The 22,522-nt window shown below is 73.3% G+C and carries 18 protein-coding genes; 12 read left to right on the top strand and 6 right to left on the bottom strand.

The window, feature by feature from the left end; genetic code table 11:
- Positions 1–56: 56 nt before the first annotated feature.
- Positions 57–1,733 carry a lytic transglycosylase domain-containing protein gene (locus tag ACFYQ6_RS01040; RefSeq protein WP_388759595.1) on the top strand — a complete coding sequence of 559 codons (1,677 nt, stop codon included), beginning with the start codon at positions 57–59 and terminating at the stop codon, positions 1,731–1,733.
- Positions 1,734–2,231: 498 nt separating this feature from the next.
- On the opposite strand, the gene hrpB is transcribed toward ACFYQ6_RS01040, so the two are convergent.
- Entirely contained in the window at positions 2,232–4,862 is a 2,631-nt protein-coding gene (hrpB, locus tag ACFYQ6_RS01035; protein ID WP_388759592.1) for an ATP-dependent helicase HrpB, read from the bottom strand.
- Positions 4,863–4,908: 46 nt separating this feature from the next.
- Positions 4,909–5,733, bottom strand: a complete 825-nt coding sequence (locus ACFYQ6_RS01030; RefSeq protein WP_361583272.1) for a class I SAM-dependent methyltransferase — start codon at positions 5,731–5,733, stop codon at positions 4,909–4,911.
- A gap of 397 nt (positions 5,734–6,130) precedes the next feature.
- On the opposite strand from ACFYQ6_RS01030, the gene rpsA reads away from it, so the two are divergent.
- The gene (gene rpsA / locus ACFYQ6_RS01025; RefSeq protein WP_356884803.1) at positions 6,131–7,642 is read left to right on the top strand and encodes a 30S ribosomal protein S1; all 1,512 of its coding nucleotides are present in this window, start codon (positions 6,131–6,133) and stop codon (positions 7,640–7,642) included.
- A 98-nt stretch (positions 7,643–7,740) separates the two neighbouring features.
- On the opposite strand, the gene ACFYQ6_RS01020 is transcribed toward rpsA, so the two are convergent.
- The gene (locus ACFYQ6_RS01020) at positions 7,741–8,700 is read right to left on the bottom strand and encodes a right-handed parallel beta-helix repeat-containing protein (RefSeq protein ID WP_388759588.1); all 960 of its coding nucleotides are present in this window, start codon (positions 8,698–8,700) and stop codon (positions 7,741–7,743) included.
- A gap of 389 nt (positions 8,701–9,089) precedes the next feature.
- Here ACFYQ6_RS01020 and ACFYQ6_RS01015 point away from each other — a divergent pair, with 389 nt between their 5' ends.
- The 4 genes from ACFYQ6_RS01015 to ACFYQ6_RS01000 all read left to right on the top strand — a co-directional run bounded on the left by ACFYQ6_RS01015 (position 9,090) and on the right by ACFYQ6_RS01000 (position 12,856).
- Positions 9,090–10,613 (top strand): flavin monoamine oxidase family protein, encoded by a 1,524-nt coding sequence (locus ACFYQ6_RS01015; protein WP_388760891.1) that lies wholly within the window; start codon positions 9,090–9,092, stop codon positions 10,611–10,613.
- An 81-nt stretch (positions 10,614–10,694) separates the two neighbouring features.
- A complete protein-coding gene (locus ACFYQ6_RS01010; protein ID WP_361583267.1) occupies positions 10,695–11,633 on the top strand; it encodes a PAC2 family protein in 939 nt (312 codons plus the stop codon).
- Positions 11,634–11,676: 43 nt separating this feature from the next.
- Positions 11,677–12,279: a dephospho-CoA kinase gene (gene coaE / locus ACFYQ6_RS01005; protein ID WP_361583264.1), complete on the top strand. Its 603-nt coding sequence runs from the start codon at positions 11,677–11,679 to the stop codon at positions 12,277–12,279.
- 208 nt (positions 12,280–12,487) lie between these two features.
- The gene (locus ACFYQ6_RS01000) at positions 12,488–12,856 is read left to right on the top strand and encodes a tetratricopeptide repeat protein (protein ID WP_145802325.1); all 369 of its coding nucleotides are present in this window, start codon (positions 12,488–12,490) and stop codon (positions 12,854–12,856) included.
- Positions 12,857–12,879: 23 nt separating this feature from the next.
- On the opposite strand, the gene ACFYQ6_RS00995 is transcribed toward ACFYQ6_RS01000, so the two are convergent.
- Positions 12,880–13,122 (bottom strand): DUF6343 family protein, encoded by a 243-nt coding sequence (locus ACFYQ6_RS00995; RefSeq protein ID WP_388760888.1) that lies wholly within the window; start codon positions 13,120–13,122, stop codon positions 12,880–12,882.
- A gap of 145 nt (positions 13,123–13,267) precedes the next feature.
- Between ACFYQ6_RS00995 and ACFYQ6_RS00990 the strand changes: the two genes are divergently transcribed.
- The 3 genes from ACFYQ6_RS00990 (at position 13,268) to ACFYQ6_RS00980 (ending at position 15,738) form a co-directional block, all read left to right on the top strand.
- The gene (locus ACFYQ6_RS00990) at positions 13,268–14,389 is read left to right on the top strand and encodes an ADP-ribosylglycohydrolase family protein (RefSeq protein WP_388760885.1); all 1,122 of its coding nucleotides are present in this window, start codon (positions 13,268–13,270) and stop codon (positions 14,387–14,389) included.
- 37 nt (positions 14,390–14,426) lie between these two features.
- A complete protein-coding gene (locus ACFYQ6_RS00985) occupies positions 14,427–15,125 on the top strand; it encodes a class I SAM-dependent methyltransferase (protein ID WP_361583261.1) in 699 nt (232 codons plus the stop codon).
- A 139-nt stretch (positions 15,126–15,264) separates the two neighbouring features.
- The gene (locus tag ACFYQ6_RS00980; RefSeq protein ID WP_361583259.1) at positions 15,265–15,738 is read left to right on the top strand and encodes a DoxX family protein; all 474 of its coding nucleotides are present in this window, start codon (positions 15,265–15,267) and stop codon (positions 15,736–15,738) included.
- Here the strand turns inward: ACFYQ6_RS00980 and ACFYQ6_RS00975 are convergent.
- Positions 15,720–16,076, bottom strand: a complete 357-nt coding sequence (locus ACFYQ6_RS00975; protein WP_388759584.1) for a hypothetical protein — start codon at positions 16,074–16,076, stop codon at positions 15,720–15,722. The genes ACFYQ6_RS00980 and ACFYQ6_RS00975 overlap by 19 nt on opposite strands.
- A gap of 224 nt (positions 16,077–16,300) precedes the next feature.
- On the opposite strand from ACFYQ6_RS00975, the gene ACFYQ6_RS00970 reads away from it, so the two are divergent.
- The 3 genes from ACFYQ6_RS00970 (at position 16,301) to ACFYQ6_RS00960 (ending at position 21,917) form a co-directional block, all read left to right on the top strand.
- Positions 16,301–17,356, top strand: a complete 1,056-nt coding sequence (locus ACFYQ6_RS00970) for a slipin family protein (RefSeq protein WP_361583453.1) — start codon at positions 16,301–16,303, stop codon at positions 17,354–17,356.
- Positions 17,357–17,736: 380 nt separating this feature from the next.
- Positions 17,737–20,643 (top strand): DEAD/DEAH box helicase, encoded by a 2,907-nt coding sequence (locus tag ACFYQ6_RS00965; protein ID WP_388759581.1) that lies wholly within the window; start codon positions 17,737–17,739, stop codon positions 20,641–20,643.
- A complete protein-coding gene (locus ACFYQ6_RS00960; protein ID WP_361583250.1) occupies positions 20,640–21,917 on the top strand; it encodes an SWIM zinc finger family protein in 1,278 nt (425 codons plus the stop codon). Before ACFYQ6_RS00965 ends, ACFYQ6_RS00960 begins: the two co-directional genes overlap by 4 nt.
- A gap of 54 nt (positions 21,918–21,971) precedes the next feature.
- Here ACFYQ6_RS00960 and ACFYQ6_RS00955 read toward each other — a convergent pair whose 3' ends face one another.
- The gene (locus ACFYQ6_RS00955) at positions 21,972–22,463 is read right to left on the bottom strand and encodes a DUF3574 domain-containing protein (RefSeq protein ID WP_388759577.1); all 492 of its coding nucleotides are present in this window, start codon (positions 22,461–22,463) and stop codon (positions 21,972–21,974) included.
- Positions 22,464–22,522: the final 59 nt, after the last annotated feature.

The raw sequence follows: 22,522 nt of genomic DNA, 5'->3' as shown, positions 1-22,522 counted from the left end.
CTGAGTCCTCGCGCTGGGGAGCGCGAACAGCCGTCGACGGGGAGGGACCGACACGTATGGCAGCGCAATTCGGCCGCAGACTTCGCAGGGGGGCCACCACCACGGCGGTGGCGGCGGCTGCCGTGGCGGCCTTGTCCGCCTCGCAGGCGCCCGCCGTCCCGCAGCCCGACAGTGCCGGTGACCATACCGCGGCCGGTACCGTCCCGGCCGGCGACGGCGCGGCCACCGGCAACTCGCCCTACTACACGGACCTGCCGCCGCTCAACACGCCCAACAAGCCCGGTACGTCCGTGAATCTGCCCGTGACAGGCAGTGCCGAAGCGGGCATACCCGCCTCGATCCTGGCCGCGTACAAGAAGGCGGAGCAGGATGTCGCGGGCACCGACGCCGCGTGCCGGCTGCCCTGGCAGCTCCTGGCCGCCATCGGCAAGGTCGAGTCCGGCCAGGCCCGCGGCGGCAAGGTCGACGCGAACGGCACCACGTTCTCCCCGATCCTGGGCCCCGCCCTCAACGGCCAGGGCTTCGCGCTGATCAAGGACACCGACGGCGGGGCGTACGACGGCGACGCGACCCACGACCGGGCGGTCGGCCCCATGCAGTTCATCCCGTCCACCTGGGCCACCTGGGGCCAGGACGGCAACGGCGACGGACGCAAGGACCCCAACAACATCTACGACGCGGCGCTGGCCGCCGGCCGCTACCTCTGCGCAGGGACCCGCGACCTGTCACTCGCCGCGGACCTCGACCGGGCGGTGCTGAGCTACAACCACTCGACGGAGTACCTGCGCACGGTCCGCTCCTGGTTCGACTTCTACAACCGGGGCACCCACGAGGTTCCCGACGGCACGGGCGTCCTCCCGGTGGGCACGGACAGCGGAAACACCACCCCGTCGCCCAGCCCCTCTCCCGGGTCCACGACGCCGAGTCCCGACCCGAAGCCGTCGAACCCCGGTGGGAGCGCGACGCCGACCCCCGACCCCACGCCGACGCCCCCCGCCACGCCGAAGCCGCCGACGACCGAGCCCACGCCGTCGCCGTCGCCGTCCCAGACGTTCGGAAGCCTCGAGAACGCCGGCACCGGGGTTCTCAGCGCCACGGCAGGCGACGCGTTCGCCGAGCGCGTCACGGTACGGGCGAGGAACTTGCTGGGCGCCTCACTCGCCGGGACGTCCGTGACCTTCACCGTCGTCGGCGACACGGACACCCGTTTCGCGGGCGGGAAGAGCACCGTCACGCTGAGGACCGGAGCGAACGGCACCGTCACCGCGCCGGTGCTGACGGCCGGTGAGAAGCCGGGCACCTTCCGGGTGACGGCCGTCGCCGGCACCACCGTGCCGCGCGCCCTCAGCTTCTCGGCGAAGGTCGTCGCCCGGGTCGCGGACACGGTCACCCGCACCGACGACAAGGTCCTGACGGCCGCCCCCGGCGCCGAGTTCGCCGACCGGGTCGAGGTCCGCACGACGTACAAGGGCACGGGTGTCGCGGACACCGCCGTCACCGCGACGATGATCACCGACGCGGAGACGCCCGCCGAGAACGACAAGGGACCGTACTTCAAGGACGCGAACGGCGAACCCGTCCGCACCCTGGAGCTGAAGACCGGGGACGACGGGCTGCTGACGCTCCCGGAGATCTTCGCCGACACCACCGAGGGCACCTTCACGCTGCGGCTGACCACCGCGAGCGGTGCCACGCTGGCCGTCGAGCTGAAGGTCGAGGCGGCCGAGGCCTGACCCGCACCGCCGGCTCCCTCGGGGGCCGGGCCTCACGGCGACACCTCGCAAGGACGACGGGGCCACCGTTCCGAGGACGACGCAGGGCAGGTCCAGCGCCCTCCGCCGCCAGGACGGTGGCCCCGGCCGCGTCCACGGCACGAGCCCGCCAGGCCGCTTCACCGGGAAGTGCCCGCCCGGCCGCGTCGACGGGACGAGCCCGCCAGGCCGCTTCACCGGGAAGTGCCCGCCCGGCCGCCTGATCCGAACGGTCGCCCCGGCCGGCTCACCGGCACCGAGCGCGCCCGGCCAACGGTCGCCCCGGCCGGCTCACCGGGACGAGCCCACCCGGCCGCTTCACCGGGAAGTGCCCGCCCGGCTGCGTCGACGGACGAGCCCGCCCGGCCGCGTCACGGGACGAGCGCGCCCGGCCGCCTGATCCGAACCGTCGCCCCGGCCGCCACACCGGCACCGAGCGCGCCCGGCCGCGTGGTGGTCGGAACGGTCGCCCCGGCCGGCTCACCGGGACGAGCCGCCCCGGTCGCGTCGCAGCCGTGCGGAGGTGAAGCGGGTCGCCTCCACCGTCGCCGGGTCCTCGGGCCACGGGTGCTTCGGGTAGCGGCCCCGCAGCTCCGCCCGTACGTCCCGGTAGCCGTCCCGCCAGAACGACGCCAGGTCCGCCGTCACCGCGGCGGGCCGCCCCGCGGGCGACAGCAGGTGCACGAGGACCGGCACCCCGGCCACCCGTGGGGTCTCGCGCAGCCCGAAGAGCTCCTGGAGCTTCACCGCGAGTACGGGCTGCTCCCCGCCGTACTCCAGCCGGACCCTGGACCCGCTCGGCACCTCGATCCGCTCCGGGGCCAGCTCGTCCAGCCGGGCGGCGTCGCCCGTCGTCCACGGCAGCAGCCGCCGCACCGCCTGCGCGGCATCGATCCGGCCCAGGTCCGACCGGCGCCGGGACCGCGACAGCTCGGGATCCAGCCACTCCTCGGCCCGTGCCAGCAGCGCGCCGTCCGAGACGTCGGGCCACGGCTCCCCGAGCACCCGGTGCAGGAACGCGAGCCGCAGCCGCAGCTGCTCACCGTCCCTGGTCCACCGCAGCAGCCCCGTCCCCTCGCGGCGCAGTCCCTCCAGCAGCGCCCCGCGCACCAGGTCCGGCGCCGGCTCGCGCAGGGCGCGCGCCGAGAGCTCGACGGCGCCGAGGCGCTCCACGGAGCGGGCCACCACGTCTCCGTCGGCCCAGCGCACCTCCTCGCCCGAGAACAGCAGGTGCCCGGCCGCCAGCCGTGCCGTGCCCTCGTCGACGACCGCCGCGAGCCGTACCCGGGCCGACGCGGCGTGCGCGGGCCGGTCGGCGACCGCCACGGCAAGCCAGGGCGCGCTGCGCAGACGCGAGCCGCTCCCGAGCTCCGCGCCCGTGCCGGACGCCATCAGGAACGCTCCCTCGCCCCGGGCCCGTGCCACCCGCTCCGGGAACGCCAGGGCCGCCACCAGCCCCACGGCCGCGTCGTCCGGCCCGTGCGCCGTGCCCGCGGCGGAGAAAGCCGTGTCCACTGCGGAGGTGGACGCCGTGCCCGCGTCGGAGGAAGCCGTGTCCACTGCGGAGGCGGACGCCGTGCCCGCGTCGGAGGACGCCGTGTCCGCCGACGAGCCGGGGAACCGCGAGAGGCGCCGCACCTCCTGCCGCCACCGCGCCGCGTAACCGTCCCCGCCGCGCCGCGCCGTGCGCAGGGCGTGCGCCAGGTCGTCCCCGTACTCCCGGGGCGGCTCCTCGCTCAGCAGCGCCACCACCTCCGCCGCCCGGCGCCCGCCCACCTCCTCCGCGCCGTCCAGGAGGGCGCGCGCCAGCCGGGGGTGCAGGCCGAGGCGGGACATCCGCGCCCCCCGGCGCGTGGCGTGGCCCGCCGCGTCCACCGCGCCGACCGCTTCCAGCACCTCCCGTGCCGCGGCCATGGCCCCGGCGGGCGGCGCGTCCAGCAGCGCGAGTCCCGTGGCGCCGGGATCCCCCCAGCAGGCCGCCTGCAGCGCGAACGCGGCGAGGTCGGCCACCTTGATCTCAGGGGAGGGGAACGCGGCCAGCCGGCCGTCCTCGGCCTCGTCCCAGCAGCGGTACACCGCGCCGGGGGCCTCGCGCCCCGCACGGCCCGCCCGCTGGCGCCCGGCCGCCCGGGACGCCCGCACGGTCGTCAGCGCGCTCAGCCCCCGCGCGTGGTCGGTCCGCGGTTCCCTGGCGAGCCCCGAGTCCACGACGACGCGTACGCCGGGCACCGTCAGCGACGACTCGGCGACGGAGGTCGCCAGGACCACCCGGCGCCCCTTCGAGGAACCGGCCAGGACCGCGTCCTGCACGCCCGCCGGTGCCCGCCCGTGGACCTGGAGGACCTCCGCGTCCACGCCCGCGAGCTGCCCCGCCACGCGGCCGATCTCGCCCACCCCGGGCAGGAAGCACAGCACGTCACCGTCCCGTTCGGCGAGCGCCCGGCGCACCACGGCGGCCACATGCGTCAGCAGTGCCGGGTCCACCCGCATCCCGTGCGGCGGCCTCACCGGGCCGGCCGGCGGCGCCCACACCACCTCGACCGGATGCGAGACGCCCTGTGCCTCCACCACGGGGGCGTCGCCCAGCAGCCGGGCCCAGCCCTCGGCGTCGGTCGTCGCCGACGCCGCGACCAGGCGCAGCTCGGGCCGGATCGTCTCCCGTACGTCGAGAAGGAACGCGGCGGCCGTGTCCGCGTCGAGGTGCCGTTCGTGGCACTCGTCGATGATCACCACGTCGACACCGGCCTGCTCCTGGTCGCGCTGGAGCCGCTGGAGCAGCACCCCGGTGGTCACGACCTCCACCACCGTGTCCGGGCCCACGACCCGCTCACCGCGCACCGTGAACCCGACCCGGCCCCCAGGCCCCTCGCCGAGCAGCCACGCCATCCGCCGTGCGGCGGCCCGCGCGGCGATGCGCCGGGGCTCGGCCACGAGGACCCGGCGCAGGGGCCCGCCTCCGGTCAGCCCGGCGAGGACCAGGGGTACGAGCGTCGTCTTGCCGGTCCCGGGCGGCGCGCAGAGCACGGCGGCCCCCCGCTCCTCCAGCGCCCGCTCCAGGGCGGGCACAGCGGTGCGTACGGGCAACTGGTCCAGCGCGTCGGTACGGATCACGCCCCCAGTCTCGTACGCCCCCGGGCCCGGCAGGACGGCCGGTGCCTCAGGAGGCCGCGCCGTCCCGTTCGCAGACGAAGATCGCGGTCCCGGGGATGAGGTGACCGCGCAGCGGGGACCAGCCGCCCCACTCCTGGTCGTTCCAGTCCGGCCACTCCGGCTCGACGAGGTCGACCAGCCGGAAGCCGCCCGCCACCACGTCCCGTACCCGGTCACCGAGCGTCCTGTGGTGCTCCACGTACATGGCGTCCCCGCGCTCGTCCTGCTCCACGTACGGCACGCGGTCGAAGTAGGAGGCGGCGACCGAGAGGCCTTCGGGCCCCGGTTCGTCGGGGAAGGCCCAGCGGATCGGGTGGGTCACCGAGAAGACCCAGCGGCCGCCCGGCCGCAGCACCCGGCGCACCTCACGGAAGACCTGGACGGGGTCGGCGACGAAGGGCACCGCGCCGTAGGCGGAGCAGGCCAGGTCGAAGGACCCGTCCCGGAAGGGGAGGCGCCCGGCGTCGGCCTCCACCAGGGGGACGCCGCCCCCGATGCGCAGCGCGTGCTGGAGCTGGCGGTGGGAGAGGTCCAGGGCCACCGGGCGGGCGCCCTGCGCGGCGAGCCAGCGTGAGCACTGGGCGGCGCCGGCGCCGATCTCCAGGACGTCCAGGCCCTTCAGTCCGGCCGCGGGGCCCAGCAGGGCGGCCTCGGCCTCGTCGAGCCCCTCGGGGCCCCAGACGAAGCGGTCGTCCCCGAGGAACGTGCCGTGGTCGCTCTGGTACTCGTCGGCGTTGCGGTCCCACCAGCCCCGGCTGGCCCGGCTGCTCTCGGCCGCGCCGGCTTCGCGGCGGGTCGCCTCGGGTTCGGACCCGTAGATCTCTTGGCTCATCGTGCCCGTCGTTGTAGTTTGCCTTCACCCGCCTCGCGCGGGTGCCTCCACGGGCCGTACGGGTGAGTACGCTCGTGTGCGCGCAACACACCACTGTGACCGATGTGGCCTCGGTGAACGTGAGTTGTGCCGGGATTGGGGCGTTGTGCCCCGGGTGTGCGCCTTCGCGCATTGACCCTGTCCGGCTGCCCCCGTATGCTACAAGTTGCGCTGCGAGCCTGCGCGCTTCAGACCTAGCAGGCCGCGCTCGCGTCTGTTGCATGTCCCCTCGGTTGTCGAGGTGCCTATCCGGTACAGGTTGGGTGCCCTCCAGGCTGTCCGGCTTCTGCAGAGGCGATACGGGCTTTCGGCGTAGCAGTACCTACGACTCACTGTCCGTACCGGAGCCCTTTCCCACATGACGAGCAGCACCGAGACCACCGCCACCACTCCGCAGGTTGCGGTCAACGACATCGGCGACGCGGACGCGTTCCTCGCGGCGATCGACGAGACGATCAAGTACTTCAACGACGGCGACATCGTTGACGGTGTCATCGTCAAGGTTGACCGGGACGAGGTTCTCCTCGACATCGGTTACAAGACCGAAGGCGTCATCCCGAGCCGCGAGCTCTCGATCAAGCACGACGTCGACCCGAACGAGGTCGTCAAGGTCGGCGACGAGATCGAGGCCCTGGTTCTCCAGAAGGAGGACAAGGAAGGCCGCCTGATCCTCTCGAAGAAGCGCGCTCAGTACGAGCGTGCCTGGGGCACCATCGAGAAGATCAAGGAAGAAGACGGCATCGTCACCGGTACCGTCATCGAGGTCGTCAAGGGTGGTCTCATCCTCGACATCGGCCTCCGCGGCTTCCTCCCGGCGTCGCTCGTCGAGATGCGTCGCGTCCGCGACCTCCAGCCCTACGTGGGCAAGGAGCTCGAGGCCAAGATCATCGAGCTGGACAAGAACCGCAACAACGTGGTCCTGTCCCGCCGTGCCTGGCTCGAGCAGACCCAGTCCGAGGTGCGCCAGACGTTCCTCACGACCCTGCAGAAGGGTCAGGTCCGCTCCGGCGTCGTCTCCTCGATCGTCAACTTCGGTGCCTTCGTGGACCTGGGCGGCGTCGACGGTCTCGTGCACGTCTCCGAGCTCTCCTGGAAGCACATCGACCACCCCTCCGAGGTTGTCGAGGTCGGCCAGGAAGTCACCGTCGAGGTCCTCGACGTGGACATGGACCGCGAGCGCGTCTCCCTGTCGCTCAAGGCGACGCAGGAAGACCCGTGGCAGCAGTTCGCCCGCACGCACCAGATCGGGCAGGTCGTTCCCGGTAAGGTCACCAAGCTCGTTCCCTTCGGTGCGTTCGTGCGCGTCGACGAGGGCATCGAGGGTCTGGTCCACATCTCCGAGCTGGCCGAGCGCCACGTGGAGATCCCGGAGCAGGTCGTCCAGGTCAACGACGAGATCTTCGTCAAGGTCATCGACATCGACCTCGAGCGCCGTCGCATCAGCCTCTCGCTGAAGCAGGCCAACGAGGCCTTCGGTGGCGACCCGGCTTCGGTCGAGTTCGACCCGACCCTGTACGGCATGGCCGCGTCCTACGACGACCAGGGCAACTACATCTACCCCGAGGGCTTCGACCCCGAGACCAACGACTGGCTCGAGGGCTTCGAGTCGCAGCGTGAGGTCTGGGAGACCCAGTACGCCGAGGCGCAGCAGCGCTTCGAGCAGCACCAGGCCCAGGTCATCAAGTCCCGCGAGGCCGACGAGGCTGCCGCTGCCGAGGGTGCTGCCGCCCCGGCCGGCGCTGCCCCGGCTGCCTCCGGTGGCAGCGGTGGCGGTTCGTACTCCTCGGAGTCCGCGGACAACTCCGGCGCCCTGGCGTCGGACGAGGCCCTGGCTGCCCTGCGCGAGAAGCTGGCGGGCGGCCAGAGCTGACGCTCGGCTTCCAGCCGCTCATCGGCCGTAGAGCTGTAGAGCTGTAGGTGAGGCCCGTCCCCTTCGGGGGGCGGGCCTCACTCGTACCCGGACGGCGATCAGGGCGTGACGGGGATGTTCGTCAGGCCCTTTCCGCCGGTGACCGTGTTGCTCGCGTACACGGTGGTGGGGCAGTCCGCGCTCCGGTTCGTGACGTCGACGGCGAGCTGCCTGCCGCCGGTGGCGCCGGTCAGGTCCGAGACGTTCCCCCGGAAGACGGTGCCGCAGCCCCAGCCGCTCTGTTGCGTGTGCGTCTCGTATCCGTTGTTCGTGGTGCGCACGCCCCGGTTGTTCTCGACCAGTACGTCGTTGCCCTTCACGTCGACCCACGAGTCGTCGTAGTTGGCGCCGGTCAGCCCGCCGCCGTCGAAGGTGTTGCCGATGATCTGTGCGCCGGTGGTGCCCTCCTTGATGTCGACGTTCTCGCCGCCGACCCCCGGGCCGATGGTGTTGCCGATGATCTTCGCCCCGTCGCTGCGGTCGGTCAGGTTGCCCGCCGAGCCGACGTAGACGCCCTCACCCATCCCACGCCCGTCATGCCCCGTGTCGTGGATCCAGGAGTTCACGAGGGTCCCGTCCCGGCTCGACGCGCGGAAGTGGATGCCCTCCATGTCGAGGTCGTGCACGGTCACCGAGTCGATGACGACCCCGTCCGCCGCGTCGGTCACGATCCCCTTCTGTCCGCCGGTGACCGTGATCCCCCGGACCGTCCAGTGGTCCGCGCCGTTCAGGTGCAGGCCGTAACCTCCACCCGCCGTCAGGACCGCCCGCGAGGAGCCGGTGAGGGTGATGCGCGCGGCCGGGGTGGCCGGGACGGTCGCCTTGAAGTTGCCGGTGTACGTGCCGTCGGCGAGCCGGATCGTGTCACCGGGAGCGGCGGCGGCGAGCGCCGCCTTGAGCTGCGCCGCCGTTCCGACCTCGATGCCGGCCGCCTGCGCCGCTCCGGCCGTGGCGGCGGGCAGGTAGCCCGTGGCGAGAGCGGCCGTCAGCAGGGCGGGGATCAGTGTGCGGGTGCGCATGGGGGTGCCTTCCCGTCGGAGGAGTTCCAGGGGTTCGCGTACGTGAACGCAGGCCGAAGCTCTGAAGCTGCCCGTGACGGTAGGGACGGGGTGTGGGCATGTCAAGGTCTGGACCAATGAGCTCGGCCTGATGGGTTCCGAGGCGCTGAACTCCGGGTCGACGAGCCGGCCCGGGGAAGTGGAAGTGGAAACGTGTGAGATACACGAGTTGCTGACGCCCCGTAACACACCCTTGTCAGGATCCGGCGCAACATCAGGATCACCAGGGGAGCTTGGGAATGACTCACGTCTCGAATGCCTCACGCGTCGCGCAGACCCCTCCCGTGCCGGCAGGTGCCAGCCGCCGCAGCTTTCTGCGCAGTGTGGGCATCACCGGCGGCGCGGGCGCGATGTTCGCCACCATGGGCGCACTCGGCCTCGCCCCCACCGCCCAGGCCGCCGGCCGTGAACCCGCCTTCCGGGCGCCGAGCCCGGGCGACTTCTCGCTGAAGGGAAGAGCCGCGGCGAAGGTGGTCGTCGTCGGAGGCGGCATCGCCGGCCTCGCGGCGGCGTACGAGCTGGGCAAGGCGGGGTACGACTGTACGGTCCTGGAGGCCAGGGGCCGCACCGGTGGGCGCAACTTCACCGTCCGGGGCGGTGATTCGACCACCGACACCTACGGCAACGAGCAGACCGCCCGCTTCAGTGAAGGCCAGTACATGAACGCGGGGCCCGGCCGGATCCCGCAGTGGATGGTCACCCTCGACTACTGCCGTGAACTCGGCGTACCCGTCGAGGTGTTCACCAACGAGAACGCCAACGCCTACCTCTTCAACGAGAAGGCCGGCATGAAGGCCCCGGTCCGTTACCGCACCGCCAAGGCCGACATGTACGGCTACGTCGCCGAGCTCCTGGCCAAGGCCGGCGACAAGGGCGCACTCGACCGGGAGATCACCGCAGAGGACCAGGAGAGGCTGCTGGAATTCCTCAAGGACTTCGGCGACATCGGCGATACGCTCGACTACACCGGCAGTTCCCGGCGCGGCTACCGCGTCGACCCCGCCGCCGCGGGCACCCCGGGCGAGGAGCTCGGCTCCGTACCCACCGCGTCGGAGGTCTTCGCGAGCGGCGTCGGACGCTACTTCTCCTTCGAGTTCGAGTACGACCAGGCCATGCTGATGTTCCAGCCCGTCGGCGGCATGGACCGGATACCCGCGGCCCTCACCCGCGCGGTCGGCGAGCGCAGGGTCCTCACCGGAGCGGCCGTCACCGACATCACCGACACCGCCCACGGCGTCACCGTCACCTACACGAGGTCCGGCCGCACCCGCCGAATCGAAGCGGACTACTGCATCGCCGCCCTGCCGCCCAACATCCTCGCCAAGACCCGGCACAACCTCGGTCAGGCCGTGCAGAGCGCCCTGGAGGCCTGCAGGCCGTCGTCGGCCGGCAAGATCGCGCTGGAGTACCGCAGCCGCTGGTGGGAGACCGACCACCGGATCTTCGGCGGGATCACCGAGACGGACATGGATCTCTCCCACATCTGGTACCCGTCCTACGGGCACCTCGGTGAGCGCGGCACCCTCATCGGCTACTACAACACCGGCTCCAACGCCGACGCGTACGCCGCCCTCCCGCCGCGCGAGCGGGAGGCGCGGGCGGTGGCCCAGGGCGTGAAGATCCACGGCGACAAGTACCGAACGGAACTCGCCACGTCCTTCTCCCACCACTGGCGCCAGACCCCGTACGTGGAGGCCGCCTGGCACTCCCTGTCCGGCGGGCCCGACGCCGCGGCCTTCGCCCCGCTCAACAGCGGTGCCGGGCATGTGTACTTCGCCGGTGACTACCTCAGCCACACCGACGCCTGGCAGCACGGAGCGTTCACCTCCGCACGGAAGGCGGTGACAGCCCTGCACAGCCGCGTCCTCGCCTGACCGGACGTGAAGCGGCGCGGTCGGGAATGCCGTGGCCGGGCAGGGTGTTCTTGTCGAGGAACACGAGGAGGAGCGGTAACCGTGCCTGATCCGCAGAGTTTGTACGAATGGGAGCCGAAGGGCCTGGCCGTCGTCGACATGGCGCTCGCCCAGGAGTCGGCCGGCCTGGTCATGCTCTACCACTTCGACGGATACATCGACGCGGGTGAGACCGGCGAGCAGATCGTCGACGGCCTGCTCGAGACGCTGCCGCACCAGATCGTCGCCCGCTTCGACCACGACCGGCTCGTCGACTACCGGGCGCGCCGCCCGCTGCTGACCTTCAAGCGCGACCGGTGGACGTCGTTCGAGGCGCCCACGCTGGACGTACGGGTCGTGCAGGACGCCACCGGCGCACCCTTCCTGCTCCTGTCCGGGCCCGAGCCCGACGTGGAGTGGGAGAGGTTCGCCGCAGCCGTGGAGCAGATCGTGGAGCGGCTCGGTGTCCGCCTCTCGGTCAACTTCCACGGCATCCCGATGGGCGTTCCGCACACCCGCCCGGTCGGCGTCACCCCGCACGGCAATCGAACCGACCTCATGCCCGGCCACCGCAGCCCCTTCGACGAGGCGCAGGTCCCGGGCTCGGCCGAGGCGCTCGTGGAGTACCGGCTGATGGAGGCCGGGCACGACGTCCTCGGTGTCGCCGCCCATGTGCCGCACTACGTCGCCCGCTCCGCCTACCCGGACGCCGCGCTGACCACCCTGGAGGCGATCACGGGGGCGACCGGACTGGTCCTGCCGAGCGTCGCGCACACCCTGCGCACGGAGGCGCACCGCACCCAGACGGAGATCGACCGTCAGATCGGCCAGGGCGACGAGGAACTCGTCGCACTCGTCGAAGGGCTGGAGCACCAGTACGACGCGGTCGCGGGGTCCGAGACGCGGGGCAACCTCGTCGCGGAGCCGGTCGACCTGCCGTCGGCGGACGAGATCGGCAGGGAATTCGAACGCTTCCTCGCGGAACGTGAGGGCGATTCCTGAGTGTGCCTCCGGCCGCTCCCCGGCCGGAGGCTAGGCTCGGCGCATGCTGAAAGTGGGCCTGACCGGCGGGATCGGCGCCGGCAAGAGCGAAGTGTCACGGCTGCTCGCACGCTGCGGAGCCGTACTGATCGACGCGGACCGGATCGCGCGCGAGGTCGTGGAGCCCGGCACCCCCGGGCTCACCGCCGTCGTCGAGGCCTTCGGTCCGGACATCCTCAACACGGACGGGTCCCTGAACCGCTCGGCGCTCGGCGAGATCGTCTTCGCCGACTCCGCGCGCCTTGCCACGCTCAACGGCATCGTGCACCCGTTGGTGGGCGCGCGTTCCGCCGAACTGGAGCGGGCAGCCGGACCCGGCGCGATCGTCGTCCACGACGTCCCGCTGCTCACGGAGAACGGCCTCGCCCCCCTCTACGACCTGGTCGTCGTCGTCGACGCGAGCCCCGGCACCCAGCTCGACCGGCTTGTCCGGCTGCGCGGCATGACGGAATCCGACGCCCGCGCCAGGATGGCGGTCCAGGCCACCCGGGGGGAGCGGCTGGCCGTCGCCGATTTCGTCGTCGACAACGACGGGCCGCTGGAGAACCTGGAACCGCAGGTCGACAAGCTCTGGTCGGAGCTCACCACCCGCGCGGCGACCGGCTGACCCTGTGCGCGGCCCGGCCTGATCCCGGCCGGGCCCGTTCCCGGCCGGGAGGCCTCTCGGCCGGCCCCGCCCGGACCGCGTGGGCGTCCTTCTTCCTCCGGTCCGGCTCCCGACGCCTCCCGCCCGTCTCCGGCTCGTCCTCGGCTCGGCGGAATACGGGCACCCGGCCCGATGTTGAAGAGCGGAAGGCGAGGGGAAGGATGGGGCCGTGCCCGAGAGGAACCCGGAAACGCATGTCATCGACTTCCGTGCGGCGGAGCAGTTGCTCGCCGCGCGGGACCCGAGGGGTGCGGTGAAGCTGCTCGACTCGGTGATCGCCGCACACCCGGAGAACACCGCTGCCCGCCTGCTGCGGGCCCGCGCCTTCTTCGCCGCCGCCCAACTGCGCCCGGCCGAGCTCGAGTTCGAGCTGGTCCTGGAGCGCGAGCCGGACAACGCCTTCGCGCACTTCGCCCTGGCCCGCACGTTCCAGCGCGCCGGTCGTCCCGAGCAGGCCACCCGCCACTTCCGGCTGGCCGCCGCGCTCGACCCGAACCCGGAATACCTGCGCGCGGCCCGCTTCGACGACCGCCCCTGAAGGCCGCGGCCGTCGCGGCTGCCTCAGCGGTCGCGGCCGCGCCTGCCGGGCTGCCCGCCCCGGTCCGGCTCGTACGGGGGGATGTCCCTGCCGGGCTGGTAGTGCGGGCCCTGGCGGATGTGGCGGAGGATGAGGCAGAAGTCCGTCACCGTGACCGCCAGCAGCACCCCGCAGGCCGTCGCCCATCCCGGGCGGCCGGCCCACAGGAATGCCGTCAGGCCGAACACGGCCCAGAGCATGCCCCATACACTCAGTGAGAGTCGCATCCGCAGGGGACTGCGCGCGGTGGACGGTTCACTTCCGGTACGCATCACCATCGCCTCCTCTCCAGCATGAACCAGCGGCGTGGTGTTCGGAAGCAGACGCGGACGCGGGGAGCGGACCGTGACGACGACGGGGCAGGGGCACACGATGAGGGACAGCACGTCATGGGGCGCCGAGGTCGCCCGCCGGTCCAGGGTGCGCGGTGCGCTGCTGGGCGGCGCGGTCGGTGACGCGCTGGGAAATCCGGTCGAGTTCCTCTCCCTCGACGGCATCCGCCGCGCCCACGGGCAGAGCGGTCTCCGCGGTCCCGTGGCCGACCCCGACGGGGTCGTCGGGCGGATCACGGACGACACCCAGATGACGCTCTTCACGGTCGAAGGGCTGATCAGGGCCCGTGCCCGCGCGGCCTCGAAGGGCATCGGGGGAGCCGAGACCGAGATCGTCCGCAATGCCTACCTGCGCTGGCTCGACACCCAGAACCACCCCTCCCCGCCGGTGCGCGGCGGCGAGGACCGCGTACGTACGGGATGGCTCAGGCAGCAGCCCTGGCTGTACGCGCGCCGGGCACCCGGCAACGCCTGCCTCACGGGACTGGCAGCCGGCCAGGTCCCTGCCTCCGATGCTCCGCTCGGCCGGCCCGGTCCCGTCAACCCGCACTCCAAGGGCTGTGGGACCGTCATGAGGTCGGCCCCCTTCGGGCTGCTCGGCGAGGACGCGGACACGGGCTTCCGGCTGGCAGCCAGGTGCGCGCTGATCACCCACGGCCATCCGACGGGCGCGTACGCGGCCGGGGCTCTGGCCGCGATCGTCACGCATCTCCTGGAAGGCGACTCCCCGGCCGGGGCCGTCCTGCGCGCCATGGACCTGCTGGCACGCCACCACGGCCACGAGGAGACGTCGGCCGCGCTGCGCGCGGCGGTCGACCTCGCGGCACAAGGGCGGCCGGCCGCCGAGCGCGTCGAGTCGCTCGGCGCCGGATGGGTCGCCGAGGAGGCGCTCGCCATCGCCGTGTACTGCGCGCTCGTGTTCCCGCGCGCCGAGGACGCGGCCGAAGCGCTGCTGCTCTCCGTCAACCACTCGGGGGACAGCGACTCCACCGGTTCCGTCTGCGGCAATCTGCTCGGCGCCCGCCACGGCGACGCGGCCCTGCCGGCCTCGTGGCTGGCCGTCGTCGAGGGCCGCTCCGTGATCACCGAACTCGCCGACGACCTCTGCATGGAGTCCGGCGGTCAGGTGGCCTGGCCGGAAGGCCGCTATCCGCATTGCTGAGCGGAACGCCGGGCCCCGGCGGCACGTTCAGCCCGGTATGAGCCTGATACGCGAGGGACACACAGGGACGGGGCCCGGCTCGATCACACCGGACGGCTGCGCTGTCGAGCTGTACGCGCGTCTGTCCGCCGGCACCGAACCGGACGTCATCCGGTCGGCCGTGCCGCCCGGTGCGAGCGTGCTCGAACTGGGCTGCGGGGCGGGCCGGGTGACCCATCCGCTGGTCGGGTCCGGCTTCGTGGTGACCGCCGTGGACGAATCGGCGCAGATGCTGGAGCGGGTGCGGGGCGCGCGTACCGTGCAGAGCCCGATCGAGACGCTGGACCTGGGCGACGAGCGGTTCGACGCGGTCGTGCTCGGGTCGTTCCTGGTGCACACGAGCGACCATCGGGTCAGGGAAGGGCTGCTCAGGACCTGTCGCAGGTATGTGAAGGACGACGGCGTCGTGCTCGTCCAGCGGGAGGGCGCCGACTACCACAGCGACCTCCCCCGGGAGCGGGAGGACCCGGCGGCGGGGTGCACGATACGCATCCTGTCGGCAGAACCCCTCGGCGACGGGGTGGACGAGGTGCGCGCGGAGTACGTCTTCGAGGACGCCCGCTGGACCCAGACCTTCCGCTCCCGCGCGCTCTCGGCCGAGCGGTTCGAGGCCTGCCTGGGCGAGGCCGGTCTGGCGGTCGACCGCTACCTCACGCCGGACGGCATGTGGGTGCTCGCCCGTCCGGGGAAGGGCTGAACGCGCCCGAGGGGATGTGGGTCCGATGCCCGGCGGGCGATGAGTTCCGGAGCTCCGCGCGGTCTGTCCTTCTGTGAGCGCCGGGAGGCGGTGCGGCAAGGGCCGCGCCCCCCGGCGCACGTCCCGCGAGGAGACCTCCATGTCCGAAGCCACCCCGACCGCCACCACCCTCAGCGCACCGGAGGCCGCCGCGACGCGCCGTCGTCCCGCCGCGGTCGCCCTGACCGGCGCCCGTGTCGCCCTCGCGCTGTTCCTCGGATTCAGTGCCGTGGCCAAGCTCGTCGCCCACGAGTCGGCCGTCGCCTCCTTCGGCCGGATGGGCTGGAGCAGCGGCGCGATGTACACGATCGGGGGCCTGGAGATGGCAGGCGCCCTCGCCCTGCTGATCCCCCTGCTCGCCGGAGTGGCGGCGATCGCCCTGGCCGGGCTGCTGGCCGGCGCCGCCGTGGTCCAGCTGACCCTGCTCGACCCTCCGAACGCGGTCATGCCGGCGCTCCTGGTCGTGCTGGTCGTGCTGATCGCCCGCGACCGGCAGGAGCGGACGGCGGAGCTGTTCGCCCTGCTGCGCGGCCGGGGCCGGCCGGGCCGCTCCGGTCAGTGGACGAACCGGTAGCTGCGCCAGGGCAGCGCGCGTGCGGCGTTGGCGTCGGAGAACGTGGTGGCGACGTAGGCGGTGCTGCGGCCGGAGCAGTCGCGGGTGGGGTACAGGATGATGTCGACGAGGGTGCGGTTGTCGATCGCGTGCGCCCCGGCGGGCGTCATCTTGTGGCAGCCGTTCACCGACGGGCTGTGCACGGTGACGACCTTGTCCCCTTCCGTCGTGTAGGAGACCGGCCCCACCGCCGTGCGCCCGACGCCGGAGCAGCCGGTGGTGATCAGAGTGAGCAGGACGGCGCCTGCGGCGATGCCGGCGCGTCGGCGGAGAACGGTGGGGGGCGCGGTCACGGACATGGGCGGGGTCCTCGTCTGCTCGTCCGGCTCATCGGTACGTCACAGAGACGTGCTGGCGCTGGCCACCCTGCCCGTTTCCCCGTGCGCCGGCACCCGGGGCGCGGCCGGCCGTGGCCATGGGCACCCGGACAGAGGTTCGAAGGTGCGCGAATGGGGCATATCGTGGTAATAGGCGCATGATGAGGCGGGTGCGGGAACGCACTCCCGAGACGCAGGGGGCCGTGATGGTCCAGGAGCTGGTAATCGCGCTGGTGGCGGTGATCGCGGGCTGCGTGGCGTACGCCATGGCCGCGGCTCGGGTGGTCAAGCAGTACGAGCGGGGCGTGGTGCTCAGGCTCGGCCGGCTGCACGATCAGGTGCGCCCCCCTGGTTTCACCATGATCGTCCCGGGGGTCGACCGGCTCCGCAAGGTCAACATGCAGATCGTCACGATGCCGGTTCCGGCCCAGGACGGGATCACCCGGGACAACGTGACGGTACGGGTGGACGCCGTCATCTACTTCAAGGTGGTGGACGCCGCGAGCGCCGTGATCCAGGTGGAGGACTACCGGTTCGCGGTGTCCCAGATGGCGCAGACCTCGCTGCGGTCGATCATCGGCAAGAGCGACCTGGACGACCTGCTGTCCGATCGCGAGAAGCTCAACCAGGGGCTCGAGCTGATGATCGACAGCCCGGCCGTGGGCTGGGGCGTGCAGATCGACCGGGTGGAGATCAAGGACGTCTCGCTGCCGGAGACGATGAAGCGCTCCATGGCCCGCCAGGCCGAGGCCGACCGTGAGCGGCGCGCCAGGGTCATCAACGCCGACGCGGAGCTGCAGGCCTCGAAGAAGCTGGCCCAGGCGGCTCAGCAGATGTCCACCCAGCCGGCGGCGCTCCAGCTCCGTCTGCTGCAGACGGTGGTCGCGGTGGCGGCGGAGAAGAACTCCACGCTGGTGCTGCCCTTCCCCGTGGAACTGCTCCGCTTCCTGGAGCGGGCCCAGCAGGGGCAGCAGCCGCCCGGTGTCCCCGGAGCGCAGCAAGGGGCCGGGCCGGCCGCCGGGGAGCAGGGCGTTCCGGAGCCGGGCGGCACGCAGGAGACTGGTGCCGAGCGGCTCGGCCAGGACCGGCCCCTGACGGAACAGGACGTGCCGGACCGGTTCATGACGGAGCAGCCCCTCGCGGGAACGGGTCCGGGCCCGGTGCCGGAGTTCGACCCGGACGCGTTGCCCGCGTACGAACCTGAGCCCGAGCCCGAGCTGCCCCCCGAGCGGCACCGCTCCGAGCCCTTCACCCGCCACTGACCCGCCTGCCGCCCCGCCCGGCCGTGGAGACCCCGCTTCGCCCGGCCGTGGAGACCCCGCTTCGCCCGGCCGTGGACACCCCCGCGGCGTCACCGCTGCACCTGCCCTGCCGTCGATGCCCCCGCCTCTCGGCCCCGTCCGTTCCCCCCGCGCGGGGTCGCACCCCGTCGCCCGCGCCCGTCTGTCCGCCCTTTCCGTGCCGCCCGCGCGACCGGGTGCCTCCGCGTGGTCCGCCCCCTTCGTGCGGCCCGCGCGAGCCGGTGCCTCCGCGTCGTCCGCACCTTCCGGACACGGCCGTCGCGGGCACTGTCACACCCCCCGCCTAGACTCACGGGAGCAGGCGAAACGGCACACGACCGAGGCGGAGAGGGGTGGGGGACATGGTGCGGCAGGCGCACGACGCAGCCGTGGACCGGCTGCTCCGGTGCGCCGCGGTGTTCCTGCCGGGCGCGCTTCCCCGGGACGGCCGGATCGCGTTCTGGGACCCGGACGGCAGCGCCGGTATCAGCGGTTCCGGCGCGGTGTTCCCCGGCGAGGACGGGCCTGCCTACCCCGTCGGCGAGCTCACGGTCGTCGGGCGGCAGGGCGACGCCGGTGCCCGCTCCCGCACGGTGCCCTGCGTGACGCTCCCCGTGGAGGAGGCGGTGCCCCTGCTCGCCCGCGCCCGGCACCGTGCCGCCGCCCACCCCGCCACCCGCGCCTGGGGCGCGGCCGCCCTGCACGCCCTCTCCCTCGTGGCGCGCGGCCGGCTGCTTCCCGGTCTGACGGCGGACGACCACGACGCCTGGCGGGCAGGGCCGCGCGACGCCGAGGACATCGCCCACCTGAGGGCGATCGCCGCCTCGATGCCGCCCGAAGGGCACGCGGTCCCGGTCGGGGGCACACCCCTGCGGGTGCCCGAAGCCCGCGCGTTGATCAGCGCCTTCCTCGACGCCGTCGCCGACACCCTGCCCCGTACGCCCGCCGCCGCGCACGCGATGGGAGCGCCCTTCGCCGCCCGCGAGCCGCAGCGGCTGCCGGAGGCCCGGGCCTGGGCCGTCGAGGTGGCCGCCGGGCTCGACGCCGGGGTACGCGTCTCGCTGCGCCTCGACCTGTCGGCGTACGCCCTCTTCGACACCTCCGGCGACGGCGCGCAGGAGCCCGGGACGGCGGACGCGCAGGGCGCGCCGGCCGCCTCGCGCCATGCCGCCGCGGCCATCACCCAGGTGCACAGCCTGGCCGATCCGACGTACGTCACCGACGCGGCCGCGTTGTGGAACGGCGAGGCCGGTGAGCCGTTCGGGCCGAGGGCCCGGATCGACGCCGTGCTCGCACTGCGCCGCGCAGCCCGCGTCTGGCCGCCCCTGGAGCGGCTGCTGGACCAGCCTGTCCCCGACGTCCTCGCCCTCACCGAGGACGAGCTCTACGAACTGATCGGCGAAGGCGGAGCGCGGCTCGCGGCGGCGGGGGTCGCGGTCCACTGGCCGCGCGAGCTCGCCCGCTCGCTCACCGCGGCGGCCGTCGTCCGCCCGGCGCCCGGTTCGGCCACCGACGGCACCTCGTTCTTCGACGCCGAGCACCTCTTCGCGTTCGACTGGCAGCTCTCCCTCGGCGACGACCGGCTCACCGAGGCGGAGATGGACACCCTCGCCGAGGCACACCGCCCAGTCGTCCGGCTGCGCGACCAGTGGGTCGTCGTCGACCCCGCGCTCGTCCGCAAGGCGCGCAAGCGGGAGCTCGGGCTCCTGGACCCCGTCGACGCGCTCGCCGTCGCCCTGACCGGCACCGCCGAGGTCGAGGGCGAGCAGGTCGAGGCCGTGCCGGCCGGGGCGCTCGCCGCGCTCCGCACCCGCCTCCTGGACGAGCACGCCACGCTCCCCGCGCCACCCGGTCTCGATGCCACCCTCCGCGACTACCAGCTCCGCGGCCTGGCCTGGCTCGACCGGATGACCTCTCTCGGGCTCGGGGGCTGTCTGGCCGACGACATGGGCCTGGGCAAGACGATCACCGTGATCGCGCTGCACCTGCACCGTGCCCACCCCGCCCCGACCCTCGTCGTCTGTCCCGCCTCCCTCCTCGGCAACTGGCACCGTGAGATCAACCGTTTCGCGCCCGGAGTCCCGGTCCGCCGCTTCCACGGCACCGACCGCAGCCTCACCGGCGCGGACGCGGGGTTCGTCCTCACGACGTACGGCACGATGCGATCCAGCGCGGAGCGACTCGCCGCGCACACCTGGGGGCTGGTCGTCGCCGACGAGGCGCAGCACGTGAAGAACCCGCACTCCTCCACGGCCAGGGCGCTGCGCACCATTCCCGCCCCCGCCCGGGTCGCGCTGACCGGCACCCCCGTCGAGAACAACCTCTCCGAGCTCTGGGCCCTGCTCGACTGGACCACCCCCGGGCTGCTCGGCCCGCTCAAGGCCTTCCGCGCCCGGCACGCCCGCATCGTGGAGAACACCGGTACGGCCGCGGGCCTGGGCAACGAGGAGGCGGTCGAGCGGCTGTCCCGGCTGGTCCGCCCCTTCCTGCTGCGCCGTAAGAAGTCCGACCCGGGCATCGCGCCGGAGCTGCCGCCCAAGACGGAGACCGACCACCCCGTCTTCCTCACCCGGGAGCAGGCCACGCTCTACGAGGCGGCCGTCCGCGAGACCATGGCGTTCATCGAGCAGTCCGAGGGCATCGCCAGGCGAGGGCTGATCATGAAGCTGCTGGGCTCGCTCAAGCAGATCTGCAACCACCCCGCGCAGTATCTGAAGGAGGAGCCGACGCGGCTCACGGGCCGCTCGGGCAAGCTCGCCCTGCTCGACGAGCTCCTCGACACCATCCTCTCCGAGGACGGCTCCGTCCTGATCTTCACCCAGTACGTCTCGATGGCCCGGCTCCTCTCCGCCCACCTCGCCGCCCGTTCCATCCCCTCCCAACTGCTCCACGGCGGCACGCCGGTCGCGGAGCGGGAGCGGATGGTGGACCGGTTCCAGTCCGGCGAGGCCCCCGTCTTCCTGCTCTCCCTCAAGGCCGCCGGCACAGGGCTCAACCTCACCCGCGCCGCCCATGTCATCCACTACGACCGGTGGTGGAACCCGGCGGTCGAGGAGCAGGCCACCGATCGCGCGTACCGCATCGGCCAGACCCAGCCCGTGCAGGTGCACCGGCTGATCGCCGAGGGCACCGTCGAGGACCGGATCAGTGAACTGCTGGCCTCCAAGAGGGTCCTCGCCGACGCGGTGCTCGGTTCCGGCGAGGCCGCCCTGACCGAGCTCAGCGACCGTGACCTGGCCGATCTCGTCTCGCTCCGGAGGGCGGCATGACCCCCGGCGCGGGCCCAGCCGCCCGCCCTGGCCCCGACGACCTGCGGCGTTCGTTCGAGGCGGTGCCCGCCCGTGCCTCCGAGGCCGACGGCCCCTTCGCCGACAGCTGGTGGGGCCGGGCCTGGGTGGACGCCCTGGAGTCCCTGTCGATGGACGAGGGGCGCCTCGAACGCGGGCGCACGTATGCCGACGGCGGCCATGTCGCAGGGATCACCGTCACCCCCGGCCGGGTCATCGCCTACGTCCACGGCAGCCGCCCCCGCCCCTACCGCGCGGAGCTCCGTCTCCGTACGTTCTCGGCGTCGGACTGGGACACCTTCCTGGACGCCGTCGCCGCCCGGCCCGGGCACCTGTCCTCGCTGCTCGACAAGGAGATGCCGCACTCGCTGGTCGACACGGCGGGCGAGACCGGCATCCGGCTGCTGCCCACCGCCGGTGACCTGGACCCGGACTGCTCCTGCCCGGACCGTGGCTGGCCCTGCAAGCATGTCGCCGCCCTCTGCTACCAGACGGCGCGGCTGCTCGACAGCGACCCGTTCGTCCTCCTGCTGATGCGCGGGCGGGGCGAGCGCGAACTCCTCGACGAACTGGGCCGCCGCAACGCGGAGCACTCCGCCCGGGAACGCCCCGAGGCGCCCGCCATGCCCTCGGTCCCGGCCACCGAGGCTCTCGCCGACCGCTTCCTGCCACCGCTGCCCGCGCCCCTCCCCGTGCCGCCGTACGCCGGTGAGCCGCCCTCCTACCCCGAGCTGCCCGGTGCCCGCGACCCGCTCGGCCTGGACCACCTCGCCGCGGACGCCGCGATCCGCGCCCACACCCTCCTGGCCACCGGGGACGACCCGCTCGCAGGGCTCAGCACCTGGCAGGACGCCGTACGCATCGCCGCGTCCCGGCCCACCGCCGGGCTCACCGCCACGACCAGGGCCCTCTACCGCGAGCTGGCCTTCGCCACCGGCCGCAGCACGACCGACCTGGCCCGTGCCGTCGCGGCCTGGCGACAGGGCGGCGCCCAGGGCCTGGACGTCCTGGAGCATCCGTGGGACCCGCCCGCCGGCCCCTTCGACCGGGCACGCCCCGCCCTGGCCGCCGCGGACCTCCCGCGCTTCCAGCCCTGGCGCAACCACCTGACCGATGCGCGAGGCACGCTGCAGCTCCGCTTCGGCCGTGACAGCCGGTGGTACGGCTACGAATCCGACCCCGGCGAGGACGACTGGTGGCCGCGGGGCGCGCCCGATCCCGACCCGGTCGCCGCGCTCACCGCCCTGCGGCGCTGACGGACCGCCGCGGTACGGCCTCCTGGGAACCCGCGGACGGCGTGGGGCCGGGTCTCAGAAGTCGGCGAGGGTGCGCTCGTCCAGCCGCGCCACCGAGTCCTGGGCGAAGGCCTTCTCGTACGCGGCGCGGACACGTTCGACCTGGGGGTCCCGCGTCCGGGCCTCGGAAGCCGGGTACAGCAGGATCAGCTCGTACGAACGCTCCCGCTCGATCACCCCGTGGGAGTCGCGCCACTGGCCCCGGCCCTCCTGCACCGTGAGCCCGCCCGGGAAGGCCGGAGTGACCTGGCGGTCGATGAACGACCGGAACTGACGCGCGGTCACATCGGGACCGCCGTCGGGGCGCTGGGTGCCGAAGAAGAGGCGCGTCTCGACGTACGCCGTGCCCCGCACGGCCGTGGCGGAGGGCGTCCCTTCGCCGAGGGTGGCGTATGCGATCGGCGCCCCGCCGGCCAGCACGGCGCAGGCCGCCACGGCGGCCGTGAGCGCGGTGCGCGGCGCCGAACGCCTCGGGTACGGCCCGGGTTCTCTGCACGGACGCTGCATGTGGGTCTCCCCGCTCGCTCGGATACCGGCCGGCGCCCACCGTGGCACGGAAGGCCCGT

The organism is Streptomyces sp. NPDC005494 (assembly GCF_042872025.1).
Lineage (GTDB): Bacteria > Actinomycetota > Actinomycetes > Streptomycetales > Streptomycetaceae > Streptomyces.
The sequence above is the reverse complement of the archived record's forward strand: the minus strand, read 5'-3'. Positions and strand labels throughout refer to the sequence as shown.

Excerpts from the sequence above, each read along its gene's own strand:
- ACFYQ6_RS01040 (WP_388759595.1), top strand. The coding sequence starts at position 57 with ATGGCAGCGCAATTCGGCCGCAGACTTCGCAGGGGGGCCACCACCACG.
- ACFYQ6_RS01030 (WP_361583272.1), bottom strand. The coding sequence starts at position 5,733 with ATGAGCCAAGAGATCTACGGGTCCGAACCCGAGGCGACCCGCCGCGAA.
- rpsA (WP_356884803.1), top strand. The coding sequence starts at position 6,131 with ATGACGAGCAGCACCGAGACCACCGCCACCACTCCGCAGGTTGCGGTC.
- ACFYQ6_RS01020 (WP_388759588.1), bottom strand. The coding sequence starts at position 8,700 with ATGCGCACCCGCACACTGATCCCCGCCCTGCTGACGGCCGCTCTCGCC.
- ACFYQ6_RS01015 (WP_388760891.1), top strand. The coding sequence starts at position 9,090 with ATGTTCGCCACCATGGGCGCACTCGGCCTCGCCCCCACCGCCCAGGCC.
- coaE (WP_361583264.1), top strand. The coding sequence starts at position 11,677 with ATGCTGAAAGTGGGCCTGACCGGCGGGATCGGCGCCGGCAAGAGCGAA.
- ACFYQ6_RS00995 (WP_388760888.1), bottom strand. The coding sequence starts at position 13,122 with ATGCGACTCTCACTGAGTGTATGGGGCATGCTCTGGGCCGTGTTCGGC.
- ACFYQ6_RS00990 (WP_388760885.1), top strand. The coding sequence starts at position 13,268 with ATGAGGGACAGCACGTCATGGGGCGCCGAGGTCGCCCGCCGGTCCAGG.
- ACFYQ6_RS00985 (WP_361583261.1), top strand. The coding sequence starts at position 14,427 with ATGAGCCTGATACGCGAGGGACACACAGGGACGGGGCCCGGCTCGATC.
- ACFYQ6_RS00980 (WP_361583259.1), top strand. The coding sequence starts at position 15,265 with ATGTCCGAAGCCACCCCGACCGCCACCACCCTCAGCGCACCGGAGGCC.
- ACFYQ6_RS00975 (WP_388759584.1), bottom strand. The coding sequence starts at position 16,076 with ATGTCCGTGACCGCGCCCCCCACCGTTCTCCGCCGACGCGCCGGCATC.
- ACFYQ6_RS00970 (WP_361583453.1), top strand. The coding sequence starts at position 16,301 with ATGGTCCAGGAGCTGGTAATCGCGCTGGTGGCGGTGATCGCGGGCTGC.
- ACFYQ6_RS00965 (WP_388759581.1), top strand. The coding sequence starts at position 17,737 with ATGGTGCGGCAGGCGCACGACGCAGCCGTGGACCGGCTGCTCCGGTGC.
- ACFYQ6_RS00960 (WP_361583250.1), top strand. The coding sequence starts at position 20,640 with ATGACCCCCGGCGCGGGCCCAGCCGCCCGCCCTGGCCCCGACGACCTG.
- ACFYQ6_RS00955 (WP_388759577.1), bottom strand. The coding sequence starts at position 22,463 with ATGCAGCGTCCGTGCAGAGAACCCGGGCCGTACCCGAGGCGTTCGGCG.